The sequence below is a fragment of the Streptomyces sp. CA-288835 genome (genome assembly GCF_050936385.1).
GTDB lineage: Bacteria > Actinomycetota > Actinomycetes > Streptomycetales > Streptomycetaceae > Streptomyces.
The window spans coordinates 4,041,417-4,060,549 of sequence record NZ_JBNJMW010000001.1 but is presented as its reverse complement, the minus strand read 5'-3'; the positions used below and the strand labels follow the sequence as shown (position 1 = coordinate 4,060,549).

Genomic DNA, 19,133 nt, shown 5'->3' with positions numbered 1-19,133 from the left:
CGTCCCGCTCCTCCCTTCTCCTTCTTCTTCTCCGAGTTTTCCGAGGTAACCCGTCATGAGTCAGCCGCCGCCCCCGCCGCCCAACCAGCCGCCGCAGGAAGGCGGTTCGGGCGCACCCCAGGACCCGCAGCCGGGTGGTTTCGGGGCTCCGCAGAGCCCCCCGCCCGGTGGTTTCGGCGCCCCGCAGGACCCGCCGCCGAACGGATTCGGGGCTCCCCAGGACCCGCCTCCGGGTGGGTTCGGCGCCCCGCAGAGCCCGCCGCCTGGCGGTTTCGGTGCGCCGACCCCGCCGCAGGGCCATCCGCAGCAGGGCACTCCGCCGAACCCCGGCTACGGCTACCCGCAGGCACCGCAGGCCCCCGGGACTCCACCCCCGACGGCCCCGCCCCAGCCGTACGGCTATCCGCAGACGCAGCCCCCGGGCCAGCCCGGTTACGGCTACCCGGGCCAGCAGCCCCAGTACGGCTACCCGCAGCCCTCGACGATGCCGCTCCAGCCGCAGGCGCCGGGCGGCGGACGCAAGCTCAACGCCCAGCTGATGATCATCGTCGCGGCTGTCCTGGCCATCGGCCTCATCGTGGGTGGCGGAATCTGGTACACGACCACGAGCGGCGACGACAAGCCCGACGCCTCCGGTTCGTCCGGCGGCACCGGTGGCGAGGACGGCAAGGGCGACTCCGGCAAGGAGGCTCCCGACGGGGGCGGCTCGGAGAAGGTGCCGTCCAGCACCAGCGCCAAGGTCCTCTTCCAGGTGCCCCAGGCCGAGGTGCCCGACGACGAGGTCTGGAGCGTGGGGGGCTCCTGGCTGACGGACAAGGTGTACGCCAAGGCCGGCCTCAACGAGGTCATCGGCTACGACCCGGCCTCCGGCAAGGAGACCTGGACGATGCCGCTGAAGGGTCTCAGCTGCGCGGCCTCGCCCGAGATCACCGAGGACGGTGTGACCGTGGTGATCTCCGAGGGATCCAAGCGCAGCAAGACCAACAAGTACCCGGGCTGCACCGAGGTCACGGCCTTCAACCTCAACACCGGCAAACCGCTGTGGACCAAGTCCGTGGGCGACGGCAGCGAGAAGGCCAAGTTCGAGGAAGCCAGCATCACCGGCACCACGGTCGCGGTGGGCGCGGGCCTCGACGGCGGCGCGGGCTTCGACCTCACGACCGGCAAGATCCTGTGGCAGCCGAAGGTCGAGGAGTGCGAGGACCTGGGCTACCGCGGAGGCGAGCAGCTGGTCGCCGTGCGCAAGTGCGGTGACTTCGGCGAGGAGAAGATCGAGGTCCAGCTGCTCAACCCCAAGGACGGCAGCGTCCAGTGGACGTACAAGCTGCCCGCGGGCATCGACAACGCCAAGGTGATCTCCACCAAGCCGGTCGTGTTCGGTGTGGAATCCGACCCCGACAACCCCACCGGGACCGGCACCTCGGACATCTTCTCGCTGGATGAGAGCGGCAAGCTCCGTACCAAGATCGCGATGGAGGACGAGAAGTACGACCACGACTGCGGCGTCGGCAAGATCCACGACTGCAAGGGCATCCTCGTCGGCAACGACAAGCTCTACGTCCCGACCAGGCAGCACGACGGGACGAAGGAGTACAGCCGCACCAACGAGGTGATCTCCTTCTCGCTGGCCACCGGCAAGACCGCGGGCGACCGCGCCGACGCCGGTGACGGCTACGAGATCTTCCCGATCCGGATGGACGGCGGCAACATCATCGCGTACAAGCAGGGCCCCTACGACAAGGGCTCCGAGGTCGTCTCGATCAACGGCGGCAGCTTCGAGCAGACCAAGCTCCTGGTCACCCCGGCCTCCGAGCAGGTCCGCAACGCGATCAGCAGCATGGTCCCGAAGTCGTCCGAGATGCTCTACACCGACGGCCGCCTCTTCATGGGCCAGGACCTGATCAGCAAGCCCACGTCCTCCACGGGCGAGAAGTACACGGCGATCGGATTCGGCGCGCAGTAGGGCGTACGGCGATCGAGAGGCGGCCCTTTCCGGTCGTACGACGATCAAGGCGTCCCTACGTGGATCAAGGCCCCGTCCCTGCTCAGGGGCGGGGCCTACGCTTGTCCTCGATCGTTTCCTCGCTCGCTCGCGAATGCGAGGAATTTTGGCAATCCGGGCACTTCTCACCGGTAGGGGAAGCGCAACGTCGAACAAGCGTGTAGCTTCCGGGGGATGGAGAGCCGGGGGGGGCTCCTGTCCATGGGGGACCAGTTGGGGACCTGGGGGAACTGGGGGGTTGGGCTCGATGGGTGTGCGGCTCATGGTGGTCGATGACCACCGTCTGCTCGCCGAGGCGTTGGCCTCGGCTCTGAAGCTGCGCGGACACCGCGTGCTCGCCGCGGCGGCGCCCGCCGCGGGGGCGGCGGAACTGGTGATCACGAGGGCACCCGAGGTGTGCCTGATCGGTACGGCGACACCCGCCGAACCGGGCATCTTCGACCCGGTGGTGAAGATCAAACGCGAACGCCCGCAGGTGGCGGTACTGGTCCTCGGCCCGGTGCCGAACCCACGGGGAATCGCGGCCGCCTTCGCCGCCGGCGCCTCGGGCTACGTACGACACGACGAACGCATCGAGGGCGTCGAGCGCGCCATCATGAAGGCCCGCGCGGGGGAGGCGGCGGTCGCCCCGCAACTGCTCCAGGGCGCCTTCAGCGAACTCCTCAACCCGGCCGTCCAGCCGGACGACGAGGGCCAGCGTCTGCTGCAGATGCTCACACCGCGGGAGGTCGAGGTCCTGGTCCGGGTCGCGGAGGGCGAGGACACGCGGCTGATCGCGGCCGGGATGGGGATCGCGCCGAGCACGGCCCGTACGCACGTACAGCGAGTACTGATGAAGTTGGGCGTGGGCTCGCGCCTGGAGGCGGCGGCGCTGGCGGCGCGGACGGGGCTGCTGGACCGGGCGGGCCCGGTCAGCGAACGGTTTCCGGAGCCGCCGGACTGAGGACGCCGGAGCGTATGCCTTGGCAGTCGTTGCCTTCTCCGCCGCCGGGGAAGGCGGCACCTGCCACGAGGTCCCGGCCCAAGGTAGATCGCCTACCAGCGGGCCGGGACTCTTGGGATGTGTACTGCTAAATGGCTGTCTCCTTCAGCGGCCTCAGGAGACGGTGAACGTCTGGTGGCCGGCGCCGTACGGGCGTTGCTCCAGTCGGTCGCCCTGGGCGTTGCCCGCGGTGAGGTAGAGACCGCTGTGGCGGTTGAGGAGCCGGATCCGGCCGTTGCCCGCGTCTTCCGCCAGCCATTCGTCGTTGGTGTTCGCGTTGGCTTCGTACGGGTACTGGACGGCCTTCGCGCCCGCGTCGCGGGAGGCCACCTGGATGACGACGTCCTTGCCGCTCGCCTGGTTGACGATCCGCGTGTATCCGTTGCCGAGGGGCACGAACGCGAAGCGCTGGTTGGCGCCGCCGGCGCTGGGCCAGCGGATGATCTCGGCGTCGTTCGCGAGGCTCCCGCTCTTCACGTCGAGTACGTGGCTGCTGCCGGCGATGGCCACCGTGCGGTTCCCGGTCGGGACGGCCGGGACCTTGGTCAGCTTGACCACATGGCCGCCGTTGGCGACCACCGGGACGCTCAGCGTGTCACCGGCCTTGATGACCTTGCTGGTGCGGCTCAGGCCGTTGGAGCCGTCGGTGGTGATCTCCGCGTGCCAGGTACCGGAGCCGAGGAACGTGGTCGGGTAGCTGCTGGTGGTGGCGCCGCCGCTCCTGAACCCTCCGACGAACCAGCGGTCGCCGCTGCGGCGAGCGATGACCCCGCCGGCGAGCGGGTCGCCCGAGACGTACTTCGTCTCGTCCCACAGGGCCGGCAGCATGCGCATCCACCGCTGTGCCTCGGGCCGGGCCTGGTAGTCCGAGACGCGGCCGCCGGGCAGCATGATGCCGCTGTCCAGGAGCACGGTGAGGGCGAGTTCGGCGGCGTCGCTGTTCGGGTTGCGCTGCTGGAAGCTCATCGGCGAGTAGTCGGCCGGGCCGAGCAGGCCGCGAGTGAACGGGAGCGCGGCCACGTGCCCGATGTTCCGCCCACCGGGGTATTCCTCGCCCCGGACGGCCTCATTGGTCAGCACGTGCGGCCAGGTGCGGTGGACACCGACGGACAGGCGCGAGCCGTGCAGGTCGACCATCAGCTTGTGCCGGGCTGTGTCGGCCAGGGCCGCGTCGTACCACTGGTGACGGGCCTGGGCCTCGGAACCCATGAAGTCTATTTTGACGCCGACGACTCCCCATCCGGTGATCTTGGTGAACTCGGCGTCCCGCTCAGCGGCGGTGTCCAGATCGTTCCAGTGGTACCAGAGCATGACCTGCACGCCGCGGGCCCGGGCGTGCTTGACGAGCTCGGGAATGATCGACTGGTTGCTCTTCCAGCCGGCGTCCACCAGGAGGTAGGGCCAGCCCTGCGAGGAGGCGTAGTCGGCCCACTGCTTGAGCTTGGGCAGGTCGCGCTGGGTGGGCTCCATGCCGTCCAGCCACGGCCACGCGGCGACACCCGGCTTGATCCACGAGGTGTCGGAGATCTTTGACGCGGGCGCGACGTCGTCGACCAGCGTGGACTCCACGATCGTCGCCGTGCTGCCGATGGCGGCGGTGCGCCACGCTGTGGTGAACGCGCCGGATCGCGCGATCTGCGCGTCGGCCAGCGCGACGGTGAACCGGCCGGTGCCCTGGGTGTGGGCGAACCGGCCGCCCGAATAGCCTCCGTCCACACCGGACTCGGCGAGGAGCACGCGCGCGCCGTTGGCCTGTTGGGTGAACATGCCCATGTCATACGAGCCCGTCGGGACGTCGGCGACCGGAGAGGTGACGTAACCCTTCTCGTGGTCGGGAGTGAACTCCTGCCGGGACAGCTGGGCGTTGGTCGGCAGTTCGAACGAGGTCGCCTCGCGCAGCACCGTCGCACCCGACGGCAGCTCGTAGCGCAGCGCCACACCGTCCGCGGACGTGCGGACGTGCACGGTCATCTGCGCGGAGCCCTTCGCGAACACCAGTCGCGTCTCGGTCGCGGACCGCGTCCGGTCCTGGGACTTCCCCGCCTTGACCTTGTAGTTGTACGAGACGGGCGTATCCGTACGTCTGACGAAGTCCAGTCCGGTGGTGAAGTCGGCCTGGCTGGTCACCAGCCCGATCGGAGCGGGTATCAGAGCTTGGCGGCAGTTCCAGCTCGCGCCGAGCGAGAGGGCGCCGTTCGCGTCCAGCGCCACAGTGGCGCGTACGCCGTCACAGCCTGTCTGCGGAGCACCGGGCTGGACCGAGGTCCAGCTCCCCGGCTCGGCGGCGGATGCGGGCACCGCGGTGATCGAACCGATGCCGGCGAGAACGGCAGCGGCCGTACCGGCGACGCTTCGTTGGAGGAGTCTCATGTGGCCTTCCGGGGGGTTGCGGGTGAGGTCCGCCGCGCATCGCACGCGCCGGGAGTGGGAGGGGGATCTCGACGGTCGACTGGAGCAAACCGTTCGCAGGCTGCGTGGGCGGTTGGCGGGTGGGGGGGTGGGGGTCGCCGTGAAGGCGCCGGCATCCCGGTCGGCGTCGGGTCAGTTCGTCGCGCGGGAGGTGGCATCCTGTGGTGTGTTCGATAAATCGAACGGCGTTCGTAAGGTCGGGCAGACGCTAAGTGTGGGAAGGGAGACGCGTCAATGCCTACGCAGCAGTAGCCCGCGTGACCGGAAAAGTCAGGCGGGGAGTCGCCATACATGCGATGTCTGGCGACGGGCGAATCGCAGTAACACTTCCTTTAACGGGCAAAGTGGCTTCCTGCGGATGGCAATTCATCCCTGCACGCCCGTTGACACGGACAGGTCACATGGCCGAACTTCATACGTGACATCCGGTGCCCGACACCCAGAAGTGAGGTCGAGGTCCTGGTCCGCGTCGCGGAGGGCGAGGACCACGCGGCTCATCGCGGCCGGGACGGGGGTTCCCTACGGTGCCCTTGCGGCCGTCCTGCGGTAGGTGGCGGGGCTGGTGCCGAAGCGGGACTTGAACGCCCGGGAGAAGTGGGAAGCGTCCTTGAACCCGACGCGCAGCGCGATGCTGCTGATGCTCTGAGCGTCGTGTCCGTCTCCCGACAGCATCGCGCGGGCGCGGTCGAGCCGCTGGACGTAGAGCCATGCGCGCGGTGTGGTGTCGGCCTCGCGGAACAACTCGTGCAGATAACGCAGTGAGAAGCCCAGGTCCTGGCTGGCGGCGAGCAGCGTAAGCCCGGGGTCGTGGAGCCGGTCGGCGAGGTAGGCCTTGGCCCGCCGAAGATCACGGCGGTGAACGGCCGCACTCGCTTTCCCGGAGACGTCCGAGCCGAGGGCGTCGCACGCGGTGGCCAGGAGGTCGAGAAGGTTCCTCATGAACGCTGCGGCGGTCGCCTCGTCAAGGTCATGGCGTTGTTCGGCCAGGGCGCACAGGACGGGGCTGACGAAGGCGCCCATGCCGCGTGCGGTCCGGAACGGTACGGCGGTGACGTGCTCGGCGACGGCGCAGCGGGAGGTGAGCATCGCGCGGGGTATCTGCAGGACCACCGAGCGGAACGGGCGGTCGAAGCGGAACACGTAGGGATGGGCGCTGTCCACGAGGGCGAAGTCGCCGGGACCCACCTCGGCGGCGCGGTCGCCTTGCCGGAGCCTGCCCGACCCCTCGGTGAGCAGCGTCAGGAAGAAGTCCTCGCCTGCCGCTCTCCTGACCAGGTCAGGCGTACGGGCGGCCTCGTGCGGATCCGCCCGCACGGTGCTGACCAGCAGCCCGCCCGTCACCCGGGCGACAGCGGAAGCGGCGAAGCCGTGCTGCGCGGAGACGGGGACCGCGCCGGGCAGCGCGGCCGCGCGCATGGCGACGAACGCCGTACGGGTCACCTCGCTCCAGTAGTCCCACTGGCCATGGTCCAGGCCGAGCGTGGTGAAGCGCCGCTCGACGTCCGCGCCGGCGTCGTCGCTGCGCTGTGGTGCCGGAAACGGCGCGCTCCCAGTCATGTCACGGATTCCCAGGTTTCCTTAGCGTTACCGCACGGCTCAGAGGATGCCACGCACCGAGTGGAACGAAAAGGGCCGGTCAGAGAGGAATGACCCATGCTCACCACTATCTTCTCGGAGCAGCGAGGCGGGCTTCGGTTCGATGTGTTCGCGGGATCCGAACCGGCTCTGTCGCCGAACTGCGTCCTCATCAGCGGCGAGCACGACGCGATCCTGATCGACGTGCAGTTCGTCCTCGACGAGGCACGCGAACTCGCCGACCGCGTCCGTGACAGCGGTAAGCGGCTCAAGGCGGCGTTCATCACGCACGCGCACCCGGACCACTACGGCGGCATGGGTGAGATCGCCTCCGCCTTCCCCGACGTCCCGATCCTGGCCCGGCAGGGCGTCATCGACGGGATCCTGGAGTGGCCGGCCAAACGCCTGCACTGGCAGGAAGCCTTCGGCGACCAGATCCCCGACGAGATGCCGGTGCCCGAACCACTGACCGGGGACAGCTATTCCCTGGAGGGGCACGCCGTGGTCTTCGTGGACCTCCCGGTGGCCGAGACGGTGCACGCGACTGCCTTCCACGTGCCCGACGCGCAAGCCCTGATCGCCGGGGACCTGCTGAACCACCACTCGCACTGCTACATGGCGGACACCAACAACCCCGCGTCATGGCTCACCGCCCTGGAGCAGGTCCGGGCGCTGGGAGAACACCGGATCGTGGTCCCGGGCCATGGCCCGGTGGGCGGGGAAGAGGTGATCGACGACACCCGCGCCTGGCTGGAGGACTACCAGGAGGTAGCCAAGCCACGGGTACCCATCGCGGACATCGCCCGCGAAATGAGCCGCCGATACCCCGACCGGTCCTTGCCCATGGTGCTCTGGCTCACCCGAGGCCCCTCGTTCGGGCTTGTCGGACCCAAGGAACTGGGCGTGCCACCGGAGGTGTTCGGAGGCTGAGCCGGAACGTACGTTGCCGGTCAAGCGGCCCGCCGGTCGGCAGGTACCACCCTGCCGACCGGCGGAGTCACCGGCTGCTCGACCGCGGACTGGCTACTGAACTCCGGCCCCAGACGCGGTGGTTACTGGGTTTCGCGGTGCTCCGTATCGTCCGGCAGGGGTACGTCCGGTGGGGGCGGTGTGGGGTTCAGCTTCAGCCACACCAGGAAGAACAGGCCCAGGGCGAGCATCCCCAGCCCCGTCCACAGGTTGATGTTCACACCCTCCGCCTTGTCCAGGTCCGCGTCCGAGACCGTGAGGCCGGCGATCGTGACGATGACGCCGTAGATCATGAAGAGGCCGCCGATGATGCGGCGGATGTCGAAGAGCCGGGCGGCGGTCGCGGACTTGCGCTCCAACTCCTCGACCTCGTGCTGGTACTCGTAGTCGCTCATGGTGGTACCTCAGCTCCGCTGGTCAGAAGGAGAAGGGGATGTAGCAGGCCGCGGCCAGGGCGATCGCTCCCCAGCCCAGCAGGGCGGGCTTGCGGTACCAGGCCTCGTCGCCCGCCGCGGGCGGCTCGTCCATGCCGGGGGAGCGGGTGCCGTACACCAGCCCCTGGAGCTCGGCCTCCGGCTTCGGTGCCGTGAAGAGCGAGACCGCGAACATCACCACCGCTCCGGCGACGAAGCCGGCTATCGCCGAGACGAAGTTGGCGCCCTGGTCGGAGGGGATGTCGATGACGCCCTGTTTGTAGATCACGAAGTAGTTCACCATCGCTGCCGTCGTGCCCACGAGCAGGCCCCAGAAGCCGGATTTCATGGACGCTCGCTTCCAGAACAGACCGATGATGAAGACGACGAACATCGGCACGTTGAAGAAGGAGAACAGCGTCTGCAGGTAGCTCATGATGTTCGAGAACGACGACGCCAGGAACGCGGTGCCGATCGAGGCCAGTACACCGATCGCGGTGATCAACCGGCCGAAGCGCAGGTAGTACGCGTCGTCGCGGCCCTTGACCACGTACTTCGCCCAGATGTCGGACGTGAAGACCGTGTTGAAGGAGGAGATGTTGGCCGCCATGCCCGCCATGAACGCGGCGAGGAGACCGGTCACCGCGATCCCGAGCACACCGTTCGGCAGTAACTGCTCCATCAGATAGGGGATCGCGTCGTTGTAGGTGAGGTCCGAGTCCGGCGTGCCGATGTTCGGGACGAGGGCGGCGGCGATCAGGCCCGGAGTCATCACCACGAAGACGATGAAGATCTTCGGGAACGCGGCGATCAGCGGAGTCCGCTTGCCCGCGCTGAGGTTCTTCGCCGACAGGGCGCGCTGCACCTCGGCGAAGTTGGTCGTCCAGTAGCCGAAGGAGAGGACGAAGCCGAGGCCGAGGACGATGGTCAGCCAGTTGGCGCCGAGCGGGTTGTCGTTGCCGATGCCGGTTCCGCCCCACGCCGTGACGAAGTCCGCGCTGTGACTCTGCGTCAGCGAGTCGGTCAAGCCGTCCCAGCCGCCGACCTTCTTCAGGCCGAGGAGGGTGAGCGGGATGAGCGCGGCGAGGATGACGAAGAACTGGAGCACCTCGTTGTAGATCGCCGAGGACAGACCGCCGACGGTGATGTACGCGAGGACGAAGAAGCCGGCGACCACGATGGACACCCACTCCGGCCAGCCGAGCAGCGCCTCGACGACGATCGCGAGGGCGTAGAGGTTGACGCCCGCGATGAGGATCGCGGCGAAGGCGAACAGGACCGAGCTGAGCAGATGCGCCGACTTGTCGAAGCGCAGCAGCAGGAACTCCGGTACGGAGCGCACCTTCGACCCGTAGTAGAAGGGCATCATCACCAGGCCGAGGAAGACCATGGCGGGGATGGCGCCGACCCAGTACCAGTGCACGGTGTACGCGCCGTATTGTGCGCCGTTCGCGGCCATGCCCAGGATCTCGGTGGCGCCCAGGTTGGCCGCGACGAACGCGAGACCGGTGACCCAGGCGGGCAGGGAGCGCCCGGAGAGGAAGAAGTCGAGGCTGGTCTTGACCGAGCGGCGGGCGGCGAAACCGATGCCGAGGACGACGACGAAGTAGATCGCCAGGATCGTGTAGTCGAGCCAGTTGGTGGGGAGTCGGAGTTCTTGAGCGAGATGGGTGGGGGGCAGATTTGTGGGGGTCTGCATATGAACTCGCTTCGTTGCGTGCACAGATCAGGGCGGAAGTTACGCCTCCCGCTTCAAGAATTGAACAGCCGCGATGGGGATCTTTGTTTGATTGTGATGTTGACTGGCGTGAGGAATTGTGGTTTATTGTGTTCAGTTCTGTTGGATGAGTGCGCCTAGAGAGCGCGGCGCAGGAGGAAGGGCTCGGTTCCGTGAAGAAGACCTCGACCCGGCTGGCCGACGGTCGTGAGCTCATCTACTACGACGCGCGCGATGACGCGGTCCGCGACGCGGTCGACCGCAGACCGCTCGACCCGACCGTCACCACGTCTGAGGTGCGCCGCGATCCGCTGCTCGGCGACTCGGTCGCGATCGCCTCGCACCGCCAGGGCCGCACCTACCACCCGCCGGCGAACGAGTGCCCCCTGTGCCCGTCCGAGGGTGACCGGCTCAGCGAGATACCGGACTCCTCGTACGACGTCGCCGTCTTCGAGAACCGCTTCCCCTCCCTCGCCGGCGACTCCGGCCGCTGCGAGGTCGTCTGCTTCACCTCCGACCACGACGCGTCCTTCGCGGATCTGACGGAGGAACAGGCAGGCCTCGTCCTGGAGGCCTGGACCGACCGCACCGCCGAGCTGTCCCATCTCCCCTCCGTGGAGCAGGTCTTCTGCTTCGAGAACCGCGGCGCCGAGATCGGCGTGACGCTCGGACATCCGCACGGGCAGATCTATGCGTACCCCTTCACCACCCCTCGTACGGCCCTGATGCTGCGCTCACTTGCCGCGCACAAGGAGGCGACCGGCGGGGAGAACCTCTTCGACGACGTGGTCGCCCGCGAACTGTCCGACGGCGACCGGATCGTGCTGGACGCCGAGCACTGGGTGGCCTTCGTGCCGTACGCGGCGCACTGGCCGTACGAGGTGCACCTCTACCCGAAGCGGCGGGTGCCCGACCTTCTGGGACTCGATGAGGACGCCCGCACAGAGTTCGCCCGGGTGTATCTGGAACTGTTGAGGCGCTTCGACCGGATCTTCGGCGAGGGTGAGCCTCCGACGCCGTACATCTCCGCCTGGCATCAGGCGCCGTTCGGCACGCTGGAGGAGTTCGAGGGAGTCAGCCGTGACGACTTCGCGCTCCACCTGGAGCTTTTCACCATTCGCCGCACTTCCGGCAAGCTGAAGTTCCTCGCGGGTTCCGAATCCGGCATGAGCGTGTTCATCAACGACGTGCCGCCGGAGACCGCGGCCCAGCGACTGCGAGAGGTAGCGAGTTCATGAGTGGGAAGTACCTGGTCACCGGCGGTGCGGGCTATGTCGGCAGTGTGGTCGCACAGCATCTGCTGGAGGCGGGCCACGAGGTCGTCGTCCTCGACAACCTCTCGACCGGCTTCCGCGAGGGTGTGCCCACCGGTGCTTCCTTCATCGAGGGCGACATCCGTGATGCCGCCAAGTGGCTGGACTCCTCCTTCGACGCCGTGCTGCACTTCGCCGCGTTCTCGCAGGTCGGCGAGTCGGTCGTGAAGCCCGAGAAGTACTGGGAGAACAACGTCGGCGGCACAATGGCCCTCCTTGAGGCCATGCGCACCACGGGCGTCCGCAAGCTCGTCTTCTCCTCCACCGCCGCCACGTACGGCGAGCCGGAGGAAACCCCCATCGTCGAGTCCGCGCCAACGGCACCGACGAACCCGTACGGCGCCTCGAAGCTCGCCGTCGACCACATGATCAGCGGCGAGGCGGCCGCCCACGGCCTGGGCGCGGTGTCGCTGCGCTACTTCAACGTGGCGGGCGCGTACGGCAGTTGCGGCGAGCGCCACGACCCCGAGTCGCACCTCATCCCACTCGTCCTCCAGGTCGCCCAGGGCAGGCGCGAGGCCATCTCCGTCTTCGGCGACGACTACCCGACGCCGGACGGCACCTGCATCCGCGACTACATCCACGTCGCGGATCTGGCGGAGGCCCACCTGCTGGCGCTGGACGCGGCCGTCGCGGGCGAGCACCTGATCTGCAACCTCGGCAACGGCAACGGCTTCTCGGTCCGCGAGGTCATCGAAACCGTCCGCCAGGTGACCGGGCACCCGATTCCCGAGGTGGCTGCCCCCCGCCGGGGCGGCGACCCCGCGGTGCTGGTGGCCTCCGCGCAGACGGCCCGCGAACGGCTCGGCTGGAACCCGTCCCGCGCGGATCTCGCGGGGATCGTGGCGGACGCGTGGGCGTTCGCACAGAACGTGTCGAAGGAGCAGTAGGTGGGCGTACGGGAAGGCTTCGAGGAGCTGTACGGGACGGCTCCCGAGGGAGTCTGGGCAGCCCCCGGCCGGGTCAACCTGATCGGCGAGTACACGGACTTCAACGAAGGTTTCGTGATGCCCCTCGCGTTGCCGCACACCGCGGTGGCGGCCGTCTCGCGCCGCGACGACGGCGTGCTGCGGCTGCATTCGGCCGACATCGAGGGCCCGGTCGTCGAGCTGCACGTCGACGAGCTGGCACCGCTGACGAACACCAGCTGGGCGGCGTACCCGGCGGGCGTCGTGTGGGTCCTGCGCGAGGCGGGCCACACGGTGACCGGCGCGGACATCCACCTCAGCTCGACGGTGCCGACGGGTGCCGGCCTGTCCTCCTCGGCCGCGCTGGAGGTCGTGACGGCGTTGGCGTTGAACGACCTCTTCGAACTCGGCCTTACGGGACCGGAGTTGGCCCGCGTCTCCCAGCGTGCGGAGAACGATTTCGTCGGCGTCCCCTGCGGCATCATGGACCAGACGGCGTCCGCCTGCTGCACCGAGGGCCACGCCCTCCACCTCGACTGCCGCGACCTCTCCATCCGCCAGGTCCCCTTCGACCTGCCCGCCCACGGTCTGCAACTCCTGGTCGTCGACACCCGCGTCAAGCACGCCCTGGGCGACGGCGAGTACGCGGAACGCCGGGAGGGCTGCGAGGAGGGCGCGCGCATCCTGGGCGTCTCCCACCTGCGGGACGTGGCGTACGCCGACCTGGACGCCGCGCTGTCCCGCCTGTCCGACGAACGCGTACGCCGCTATGTACGCCACGTCGTCTCGGACGACCACCGCGTGGAACAGGTCATCGCCCTGCTGGACGCGGGCGACGTACGAGCGATCGGCCCCGTACTGACGGACGGCCACGCGTCGCTCCGGGACGACCTCCGCATCTCCTGCCCGGAGCTGGACCTGGTCGTCTCGACGGCGAACGAGGCCGGCGCGCTGGGCGCCCGCATGACGGGCGGCGGTTTCGGCGGCTCGGCGATCGTGTTGGTCGAGGCCTCGGATGCGGGCACGGTCGCGAAGGCGGTGGAAGAGGCGTTCGCGTCGGCGGGGTTCACGGCACCACGGGTGTTCGCGGCGGTGCCTTCGGCGGGGGCGCGGCGGGTGGCTTGAGCTCGGGGTTTCTTCGCCCCCGCCGCCCCTACCCGTCCCATACCAAGGGGCTCCGCCCCTGGACCCCGCTGGGGCTGCGCCCCAGGCCCCGCTATCGGCCTGGCGGCCTCGTCCTCAATCGCCGGACGGGCTGAAATTCAGCCCGTCCGGCGATTGAGGACCGGGGGTCCGGGGGCTGGCCCCCGAATCGGGGTCCGGGGCGGAGCCCCGAGCGGGGTCCAGGGGCGGAGCCCCTGGTGGGGTTCAGGGCCTAGCCCCGGGGATGGGACGGGTAGGGGCGGCGGGGGCGAAAACCCCTCGTCAGCCCAACCGCTTCGTCAGCGTGTACTCCGTAACCCCCGGCGGATAGTCGGGGATCACGCACACCACCTCGTAGCCCCGCTTCTTGTAGAACTCCGGCGCCTGGAAGTCCCACGTCTCCAGGCGGGCGGCGTGGCAGCCACGCTCCGTGCGGGCCAGGGTTTCGGCGCGGGACAGCAGATGGGTGCCGAGGCCCGTGCCGCGGTGCGGGGCGTCGACCCAGAGGTACGTGACGTGCAGCCACGTCGCCCAGGTGTGGCCGACCAGGCCGCCCGCGAGCTCGCCCTGCTCGTCCAGCGCCCAGAGGTGGAGCGGAAGCTCGCGTTCGTCGGGGGTTCCGCGGAGAGCACGGAGTACGGGAGAAGCCGCCGTGTTGGCGTCCCGGAGTCGGGAACGCAGCAACTTGCTGAACTCTTTGTCGACTCCTGTCTCAATACGAAACATAAGCCTCACCATAAACGTGCTGGACAATCAGTTCTGCAAATCCTCTTCCGCTCCCGCCCCCCGGCCTTACCCTGATGAGCAGCACCGGTGGGGGCCGGTGTTGATCAGGGGGCGAGAGAAGTCGGGTACGACGCCCGGAGTGGGGGTAGCAGTTCCAGCACGGCGGCGGCCGTGTGGCTGCGGCTCCCCCGTCCCGGGGTCCTCGGGGTCCCGGAACACTCCGGGCGCCGTACCTGCGTCGGTCGTCCCCCGACCAGTGGGGGTTTCAGTGGTTCGCATCCGTGTCCTGGTCGTCGACGACCACCGCATCTTCGCCGAGTCTCTCGCCGCGGCCCTGGCCGCCGAGCCCGACGTCGACGTGTCCGCGGCCGGCAGCGGCCCCGCCGCGCTGCGCTCCATGGAGCGCGCGGCGGCGGAAGGCCGCAGATTCGACGTGCTGCTCGTCGACGCCGACCTGGGCGGCAATGTGCCGGGCGTCCGCCCGGCCGTCTCCGTGCACGACAACAACGAAGAAGGCCTGGTCGACGGCATATCCCTGGTCGCGGGCGTCCGTTCGGGCCACCCCGGCGTCCGTACCGTCGTCCTCGCCGAGAAGGACGACTCGCGCCGCGCGGCCCTCGCCCTGCAGGCCGGAGCCTCGGGCTGGGTCGCCAAGGACTGCTCGCTGTCGAGGCTTCTGACCGTCATACGAGGCGTGCTGCGGGACGAGACGCATCTCCCGCCCGCCCTGCTCACGGGCGTCCTGCGCGAGCTGACCGCCGCCCGCAAGCACCGCACCGAGAGCGAGCAGCTCGTCGAGTCCCTCACACCGCGCGAGCGCGAGGTATTGCGGTGCATGGTCGCGGGCCTGGGGCGCAAGGCCGTCGCCGAGCGCCTCTTCCTGTCCCCGCACACCGTCCGCACCCATATGCAGAACGTGCTGGGGAAACTGGGCGTCCACTCCACCCTCGCCGCCGTGGCGCTTGCCCGCCGCGCCGGAGTCGGTCCCGTCGACCTAGCCGGGGATGTTGTCGAACGGGGCGGTCAACTGGCGTAGCAGCCCGGCCAGTTCACCGCGCTGCGCGCTGCTGAGCTCCGCCAGCAGCGCCCGCTCCTGGTCGAGGAGCGCGGCGAGCGCCTGGTCCGCGCGGTCCCGCCCCTCGTTGGTCAGCCGCACCAGCACGCCCCGGCGGTCGTTGGGGTCGGGGAGGCGCTCCACCAGGCCCTTCTTCGCCAGCCGGTCGATACGGTTCGTCATCGTGCCGGACGTCACCAGGGTCTGGGTCAGCAACTGGCCGGGGGAGAGCTGGTACGGAGCCCCGGCCCGCCTCAGCGCCGTAAGGACGTCGAACTCCCAGGGCTCCAGGCTGTGTTCGGAGAACGCAAGGCGGCGTGCGCGGTCCAGATGCCGGGCCAGCCTGCTCACCCGGCTGAGCACTTCCAACGGCTCCACGTCGAGGTCCGGGCGCTCCCGGCGCCACGCTGCGACCAGCCGATCGACCTCGTCCTCCATAGCGATCAGTGTAGTGGTTGTGTCGATGTGAAGTCTCTTGACGTCAAGATAGTGAGGGTGTGAGGCTGAGGGTTCCCGCCGGTCCCTCTCGGTTCGCTTCAAGGAGGCCCCGCCATGCCTGCCGCCGCCGCTCCCGCCTGGGATCCGAGCCAATACCTGCGCCACGCGGACCATCGCGCCCGCCCCTTCGTGGACCTCCTGGCCCGCGTCCCGGACCTGCCCACCGACCCGCCCCGCATCGCCGACCTCGGCTGCGGCCCCGGCAACATGACCCGCCTTCTCGCCGACCGCTGGCCCACCGCGCACATCACCGGCCTCGACAACTCACCCCAGATGCTCGCCCGCGCCGAACCCCTCGCTGGCCCCACACCGGGCGGCGGCCACCTCGACTTCGCCGCCGCGGACGCCGGGACTTGGGCGCCGGCAGAGCCGTACGACCTGATCGTCAGCAACGCCACCCTGCAGTGGGTACCGGATCACGTATCCCGCTTCCACGCTTGGGTGGACGGCCTCGCCCCGGGCGGCACCCTCGCGTTCCAAGTGCCCGGCAACTTCGACGCCCCCAGCCACCGCCTGATGCGCGAACTAGCCCAGTCCGCGCGCTGGAAGAACCGCCTGGCCGGAACCCTCCGCCACGACGACGCGGTCCACGAGCCCGCCGGCTATCTCCGGGCCCTCACCGAACTCGGCTGCGAGGCCGACGTCTGGGAGACGACGTACCTGCATCTCCTGGCGGGCGAGGACCCGGTCCTGGACTGGGTGAAGGGCACGGGTCTGCGCCCGGTCCTGACGGAGTTGGGCGAGGAGGCGGAGGCTTTCGTCGCCGAGTACCGCGACCTGCTCCGCGAGGCCTACCGGCCTGCGCCGTACGGCACGGTCTTCCCCTTCCGCCGCATCTTCGCGGTGGCGCGGAAGGCGGACGCCTGATCCCGCTGCGCCTGATCCCGCCGAGCCGCAACGGCAGTCACCCACGCCCCGGCGGCAATGTTGTGCAGAATGTTGACCGCCACCATGAGCACGCCTACCTTCGCGGTGTCCCGCCCCCCACTCAAGGGAGACCGCGATGCCCCGGCCCTTAGTCGCATCCCCCCGCACCCGCGCTCGTACGTCATCGGCGCGCGCCACCGCTCTCGCGGTCGCCCTCCTGCTCGCCGCCTCCGCCGTCCCGACGGCCTCCGCGTTGGCCGCCGACGCACCCGCCGAGCACATCGAGGGCACCCTCCCGTCCGGCGCCAAGTACGTCATGGACAAGCCCGCCGACTGGAACGGCACCGTGCTGCTTTTCAGCCACGGCTACCGGCCCGTCGGTTCGCCCCTCGCCGCGCAGAACGCGCCCGACGACGCGACGAAGGCGCTTCTCCTCGAGAAGGGGTACGCGCTCATCGGCTCCTCGTACGCCACCAACGGCTGGGCGGTGACGGACGCCGTGCCCGACCAGCTCGCCACCCTCGACGTGTTCACCGAGCGAGCGGGTAAGGCGCGGCGCACGCTCGCCTGGGGGCAGTCGTACGGCGGACTGGTCACCACCGCCATCGCCGAACGGCACCCCGGGCGCATCGACGGCTCGCTCGCCATGTGCGGGCTGGTCCACGGCGGCGTCGCCAACTGGAACAACACCCTCGACCCCGTCTTCGCCCTCAAGACCCTGCTCGCGCCCGGCTCGTCCGTCGACCTCGTCGGCTTCCCCGACCAGGCCTCGGCTGCCGCCGCCGCCGAGACGATGAGCGCGACCGTCACCGACGCCCAGGCCACACCCGAGGGCCGCGCCCGCATCGCCCTCGCCGCCGCCCTCCACAACCTCCCAGGCTGGAACGACCCCTCGCAGCCCAAGCCCGCCCCGGACGACTGGAACACCCAGCAGGCCAACCAGTACCAGGCCCTCCAGGGAATGCTGAGCCTGCCCGCGTTCAGCTGGCGCCAGGAAGCCGAGAGCCGGGCCGGCGGCAACATGTCCTGGAACACCGGCGTCGACTACACGAAGATGCTCCGCCGGTCGTCGGTGTACAAGGAGGTCACCGAGCTCTACAAGGACGCGGGTCTGTCCCTGAAGAAGGACCTGGGCGCCCTGAACCGGGCCCCGCGGATCAGCGCCGACCCCGCCGCCGTCGACTGGATGAGCCGCACCAGCGCGTTCACCGGCCGGCTGCACAAACCACAGCTCACCATCCACACCACCGGCGACGCCCTCGTCCCCGTACAGGTCCAGAGCGCCTACCGCAGGGCCGCCACCGCCGGGGGCTCGTCGGCGCTGTTGCGTCAGGCGTACGTCGACAACCCCGGCCACTGCACCTTCAGCCCGGCCGAGCAGACGGCCGCCCTGCACACCCTGGAGAAGCGGCTCGACAAGGGGCGCTGGCAGGGCACGGATCCGGCGTCGCTCAACGCCACCGCCGCCGCGGCCGATCCCACGACTCCGGCCCGCTATATCCCGTACCGGCCGGCGCCGTATCCCCGCCCGTACGACCTGGCGCATCCCGGCGACGGCCGGTGACGCGTGCGTACGGCCGCCTGCGCTGTCGCCGGCGCGGGCGGTCGTACCCTTTACCGCTGTGGAGGACGACGACCTGGACATGACGGCCACGACGGACACGACGGACACCGTTGAGGCCCCGCAGTTGCGCCCCCAGTCGCTCGTGCTCACCTTCTTCGGCAACCACGTCCTGGAGGAAGGCGACCTGTGCGTCTACTCCGGCAGCATCATCGACGTGCTCGCCCGGGTCGGGACGGGGGAGCAGGCCGTACGTTCCACGCTGACCCGGATGGTCAACCGGGGCCTGCTGCGGCGCCAGCGCGAGGGCCGCAAGATGTTCTTCGGGCTCACCCCGCAGGCGTCCCGCATCCTCGAGGACGGCGGACAGCGCATCTGGCGCGACGGCGCGGTCAACGAGGACTGGGACGGCACCTGGACCCTGCTCGGCTTCTCCCTCCCGGAATCCTGGCAACGCCAGCGCCATGACCTGCGGTCCCGGCTGACCTGGTCCGGATTCGGCGCCCTCTACAGCGGGCTGTGGATCGCCCCCGGCCACGCCGACGTCCGCGACGCCGTCTCCGAACTCGGGCTCGACGCCCACGTCAAGGTCTTCCACGCCCGCGCCGACGCGTTCACCGACGTCGGCCTGATGATCCGCGAGAGCTGGGACCTGGAGAGCATCGCGGCGCGGTACGTCGCCTTCGACAAGCGGTGGGCCGCCGTGCCGGCGCCGGCCGATCCGGTCGCGACGCGGCTGCGGCTGGTTGCCGAGTGGCTGCGGATCATCCGTACGGATCCTCGGCTGCCTGTGCAGCATCTCCCTCCGGAGTGGCCGGCCCGGCAGGCCCAGGAGACGTTCCGTCGAATAGCGGGGGAGACGGCGGGGTCCGCTGCGCGGATGGCGGCGGAGCTCTTGGAGACGGTTCCGCTGCGTTTGGCTTCATAGCTGGCCAAATAACTGGCTTGTTTCTGGCGCAACCTTTTCTCCCCTCCCCGCTCATCAGATCGAACCGT

At 69.5% G+C, this 19,133-nt stretch carries 16 protein-coding genes; 10 read left to right on the top strand and 6 right to left on the bottom strand.

All coding sequences use genetic code 11. The features are described 5' to 3' along the window. Positions 1-55: 55 nt before the first annotated feature. Positions 56-1,963, top strand: coding sequence for a PQQ-binding-like beta-propeller repeat protein (locus tag ACQEVY_RS18140; protein WP_432949698.1), 1,908 nt, complete (start codon positions 56-58; stop codon positions 1,961-1,963). A 286-nt stretch (positions 1,964-2,249) separates the two neighbouring features. Beyond that, positions 2,250-2,945 carry a helix-turn-helix transcriptional regulator gene (locus tag ACQEVY_RS18135; protein WP_328769314.1) on the top strand — a complete coding sequence of 232 codons (696 nt, stop codon included), beginning with the start codon at positions 2,250-2,252 and terminating at the stop codon, positions 2,943-2,945. Between the two features lie 153 nt (positions 2,946-3,098). On the opposite strand, the gene ACQEVY_RS18130 is transcribed toward ACQEVY_RS18135, so the two are convergent. Together ACQEVY_RS18130 and ACQEVY_RS18125 are read right to left on the bottom strand one after the other, a co-directional pair. Continuing rightward, the gene (locus tag ACQEVY_RS18130) at positions 3,099-5,354 is read right to left on the bottom strand and encodes a glycoside hydrolase family 97 catalytic domain-containing protein (RefSeq protein WP_432949696.1); all 2,256 of its coding nucleotides are present in this window, start codon (positions 5,352-5,354) and stop codon (positions 3,099-3,101) included. Between the two features lie 558 nt (positions 5,355-5,912). Then, positions 5,913-6,950, bottom strand: a complete 1,038-nt coding sequence (locus tag ACQEVY_RS18125; RefSeq protein WP_432949694.1) for a helix-turn-helix domain-containing protein — start codon at positions 6,948-6,950, stop codon at positions 5,913-5,915. A gap of 96 nt (positions 6,951-7,046) precedes the next feature. Here ACQEVY_RS18125 and ACQEVY_RS18120 point away from each other — a divergent pair, with 96 nt between their 5' ends. Then, entirely contained in the window at positions 7,047-7,898 is an 852-nt protein-coding gene (locus ACQEVY_RS18120; RefSeq protein ID WP_432949692.1) for an MBL fold metallo-hydrolase, read from the top strand. A gap of 122 nt (positions 7,899-8,020) precedes the next feature. Here ACQEVY_RS18120 and ACQEVY_RS18115 read toward each other — a convergent pair whose 3' ends face one another. Further along, positions 8,021-8,332 carry a hypothetical protein gene (locus ACQEVY_RS18115; protein WP_432949690.1) on the bottom strand — a complete coding sequence of 104 codons (312 nt, stop codon included), beginning with the start codon at positions 8,330-8,332 and terminating at the stop codon, positions 8,021-8,023. A gap of 22 nt (positions 8,333-8,354) precedes the next feature. Next, positions 8,355-10,049, bottom strand: coding sequence for a sodium:solute symporter family protein (locus ACQEVY_RS18110; protein ID WP_432949688.1), 1,695 nt, complete (start codon positions 10,047-10,049; stop codon positions 8,355-8,357). A gap of 191 nt (positions 10,050-10,240) precedes the next feature. Between ACQEVY_RS18110 and galT the strand changes: the two genes are divergently transcribed. From galT to galK, 3 genes are read left to right on the top strand one after another with little or no spacing between them, the layout of a single operon-like run. Beyond that, positions 10,241-11,305 (top strand): galactose-1-phosphate uridylyltransferase, encoded by a 1,065-nt coding sequence (gene galT / locus ACQEVY_RS18105; RefSeq protein WP_432955287.1) that lies wholly within the window; start codon positions 10,241-10,243, stop codon positions 11,303-11,305. Then, a complete protein-coding gene (galE, locus tag ACQEVY_RS18100) occupies positions 11,302-12,270 on the top strand; it encodes a UDP-glucose 4-epimerase GalE (RefSeq protein ID WP_432949686.1) in 969 nt (322 codons plus the stop codon). The genes galT and galE overlap by 4 nt, the downstream gene beginning before the upstream one ends. After that, positions 12,271-13,413: a galactokinase gene (gene galK, locus ACQEVY_RS18095; protein WP_432949684.1), complete on the top strand. Its 1,143-nt coding sequence runs from the start codon at positions 12,271-12,273 to the stop codon at positions 13,411-13,413. Positions 13,414-13,713: 300 nt separating this feature from the next. On the opposite strand, the gene ACQEVY_RS18090 is transcribed toward galK, so the two are convergent. Continuing rightward, complete coding sequence (locus ACQEVY_RS18090; RefSeq protein ID WP_432955285.1) at positions 13,714-14,169, bottom strand: GNAT family N-acetyltransferase; 456 nt, start codon at positions 14,167-14,169, stop codon at positions 13,714-13,716. Positions 14,170-14,425: 256 nt separating this feature from the next. Here ACQEVY_RS18090 and ACQEVY_RS18085 point away from each other — a divergent pair, with 256 nt between their 5' ends. Then, entirely contained in the window at positions 14,426-15,193 is a 768-nt protein-coding gene (locus tag ACQEVY_RS18085; protein WP_432949682.1) for a LuxR C-terminal-related transcriptional regulator, read from the top strand. Here ACQEVY_RS18085 and ACQEVY_RS18080 read toward each other — a convergent pair. After that, positions 15,152-15,649, bottom strand: coding sequence for a MarR family winged helix-turn-helix transcriptional regulator (locus tag ACQEVY_RS18080; protein WP_432949680.1), 498 nt, complete (start codon positions 15,647-15,649; stop codon positions 15,152-15,154). The two genes, ACQEVY_RS18085 and ACQEVY_RS18080, sit on opposite strands and share 42 nt — an antisense overlap. 114 nt (positions 15,650-15,763) lie before the next feature. On the opposite strand from ACQEVY_RS18080, the gene ACQEVY_RS18075 reads away from it, so the two are divergent. The 3 genes from ACQEVY_RS18075 to ACQEVY_RS18065 all read left to right on the top strand — a co-directional run bounded on the left by ACQEVY_RS18075 (position 15,764) and on the right by ACQEVY_RS18065 (position 19,065). Continuing rightward, positions 15,764-16,576, top strand: a complete 813-nt coding sequence (locus ACQEVY_RS18075; RefSeq protein ID WP_432949678.1) for a trans-aconitate 2-methyltransferase — start codon at positions 15,764-15,766, stop codon at positions 16,574-16,576. A gap of 136 nt (positions 16,577-16,712) precedes the next feature. Continuing rightward, the gene (locus ACQEVY_RS18070; RefSeq protein ID WP_432949676.1) at positions 16,713-18,140 is read left to right on the top strand and encodes an alpha/beta hydrolase family protein; all 1,428 of its coding nucleotides are present in this window, start codon (positions 16,713-16,715) and stop codon (positions 18,138-18,140) included. 58 nt (positions 18,141-18,198) lie between these two features. Next, the gene (locus ACQEVY_RS18065) at positions 18,199-19,065 is read left to right on the top strand and encodes a PaaX family transcriptional regulator (protein WP_432949674.1); all 867 of its coding nucleotides are present in this window, start codon (positions 18,199-18,201) and stop codon (positions 19,063-19,065) included. The last annotated feature ends 68 nt before the right edge of the window (positions 19,066-19,133 follow it).

Excerpts from the sequence above, each read along its gene's own strand:
- ACQEVY_RS18140 (WP_432949698.1), top strand. The coding sequence starts at position 56 with ATGAGTCAGCCGCCGCCCCCGCCGCCCAACCAGCCGCCGCAGGAAGGC.
- ACQEVY_RS18135 (WP_328769314.1), top strand. The coding sequence starts at position 2,250 with ATGGGTGTGCGGCTCATGGTGGTCGATGACCACCGTCTGCTCGCCGAG.
- ACQEVY_RS18130 (WP_432949696.1), bottom strand. The coding sequence starts at position 5,354 with ATGAGACTCCTCCAACGAAGCGTCGCCGGTACGGCCGCTGCCGTTCTC.
- ACQEVY_RS18125 (WP_432949694.1), bottom strand. The coding sequence starts at position 6,950 with ATGACTGGGAGCGCGCCGTTTCCGGCACCACAGCGCAGCGACGACGCC.
- ACQEVY_RS18120 (WP_432949692.1), top strand. The coding sequence starts at position 7,047 with ATGCTCACCACTATCTTCTCGGAGCAGCGAGGCGGGCTTCGGTTCGAT.
- ACQEVY_RS18115 (WP_432949690.1), bottom strand. The coding sequence starts at position 8,332 with ATGAGCGACTACGAGTACCAGCACGAGGTCGAGGAGTTGGAGCGCAAG.
- ACQEVY_RS18110 (WP_432949688.1), bottom strand. The coding sequence starts at position 10,049 with ATGCAGACCCCCACAAATCTGCCCCCCACCCATCTCGCTCAAGAACTC.
- galE (WP_432949686.1), top strand. The coding sequence starts at position 11,302 with ATGAGTGGGAAGTACCTGGTCACCGGCGGTGCGGGCTATGTCGGCAGT.
- ACQEVY_RS18090 (WP_432955285.1), bottom strand. The coding sequence starts at position 14,169 with ATGGTGAGGCTTATGTTTCGTATTGAGACAGGAGTCGACAAAGAGTTC.
- ACQEVY_RS18080 (WP_432949680.1), bottom strand. The coding sequence starts at position 15,649 with ATGGAGGACGAGGTCGATCGGCTGGTCGCAGCGTGGCGCCGGGAGCGC.
- ACQEVY_RS18075 (WP_432949678.1), top strand. The coding sequence starts at position 15,764 with ATGCCTGCCGCCGCCGCTCCCGCCTGGGATCCGAGCCAATACCTGCGC.
- ACQEVY_RS18070 (WP_432949676.1), top strand. The coding sequence starts at position 16,713 with ATGCCCCGGCCCTTAGTCGCATCCCCCCGCACCCGCGCTCGTACGTCA.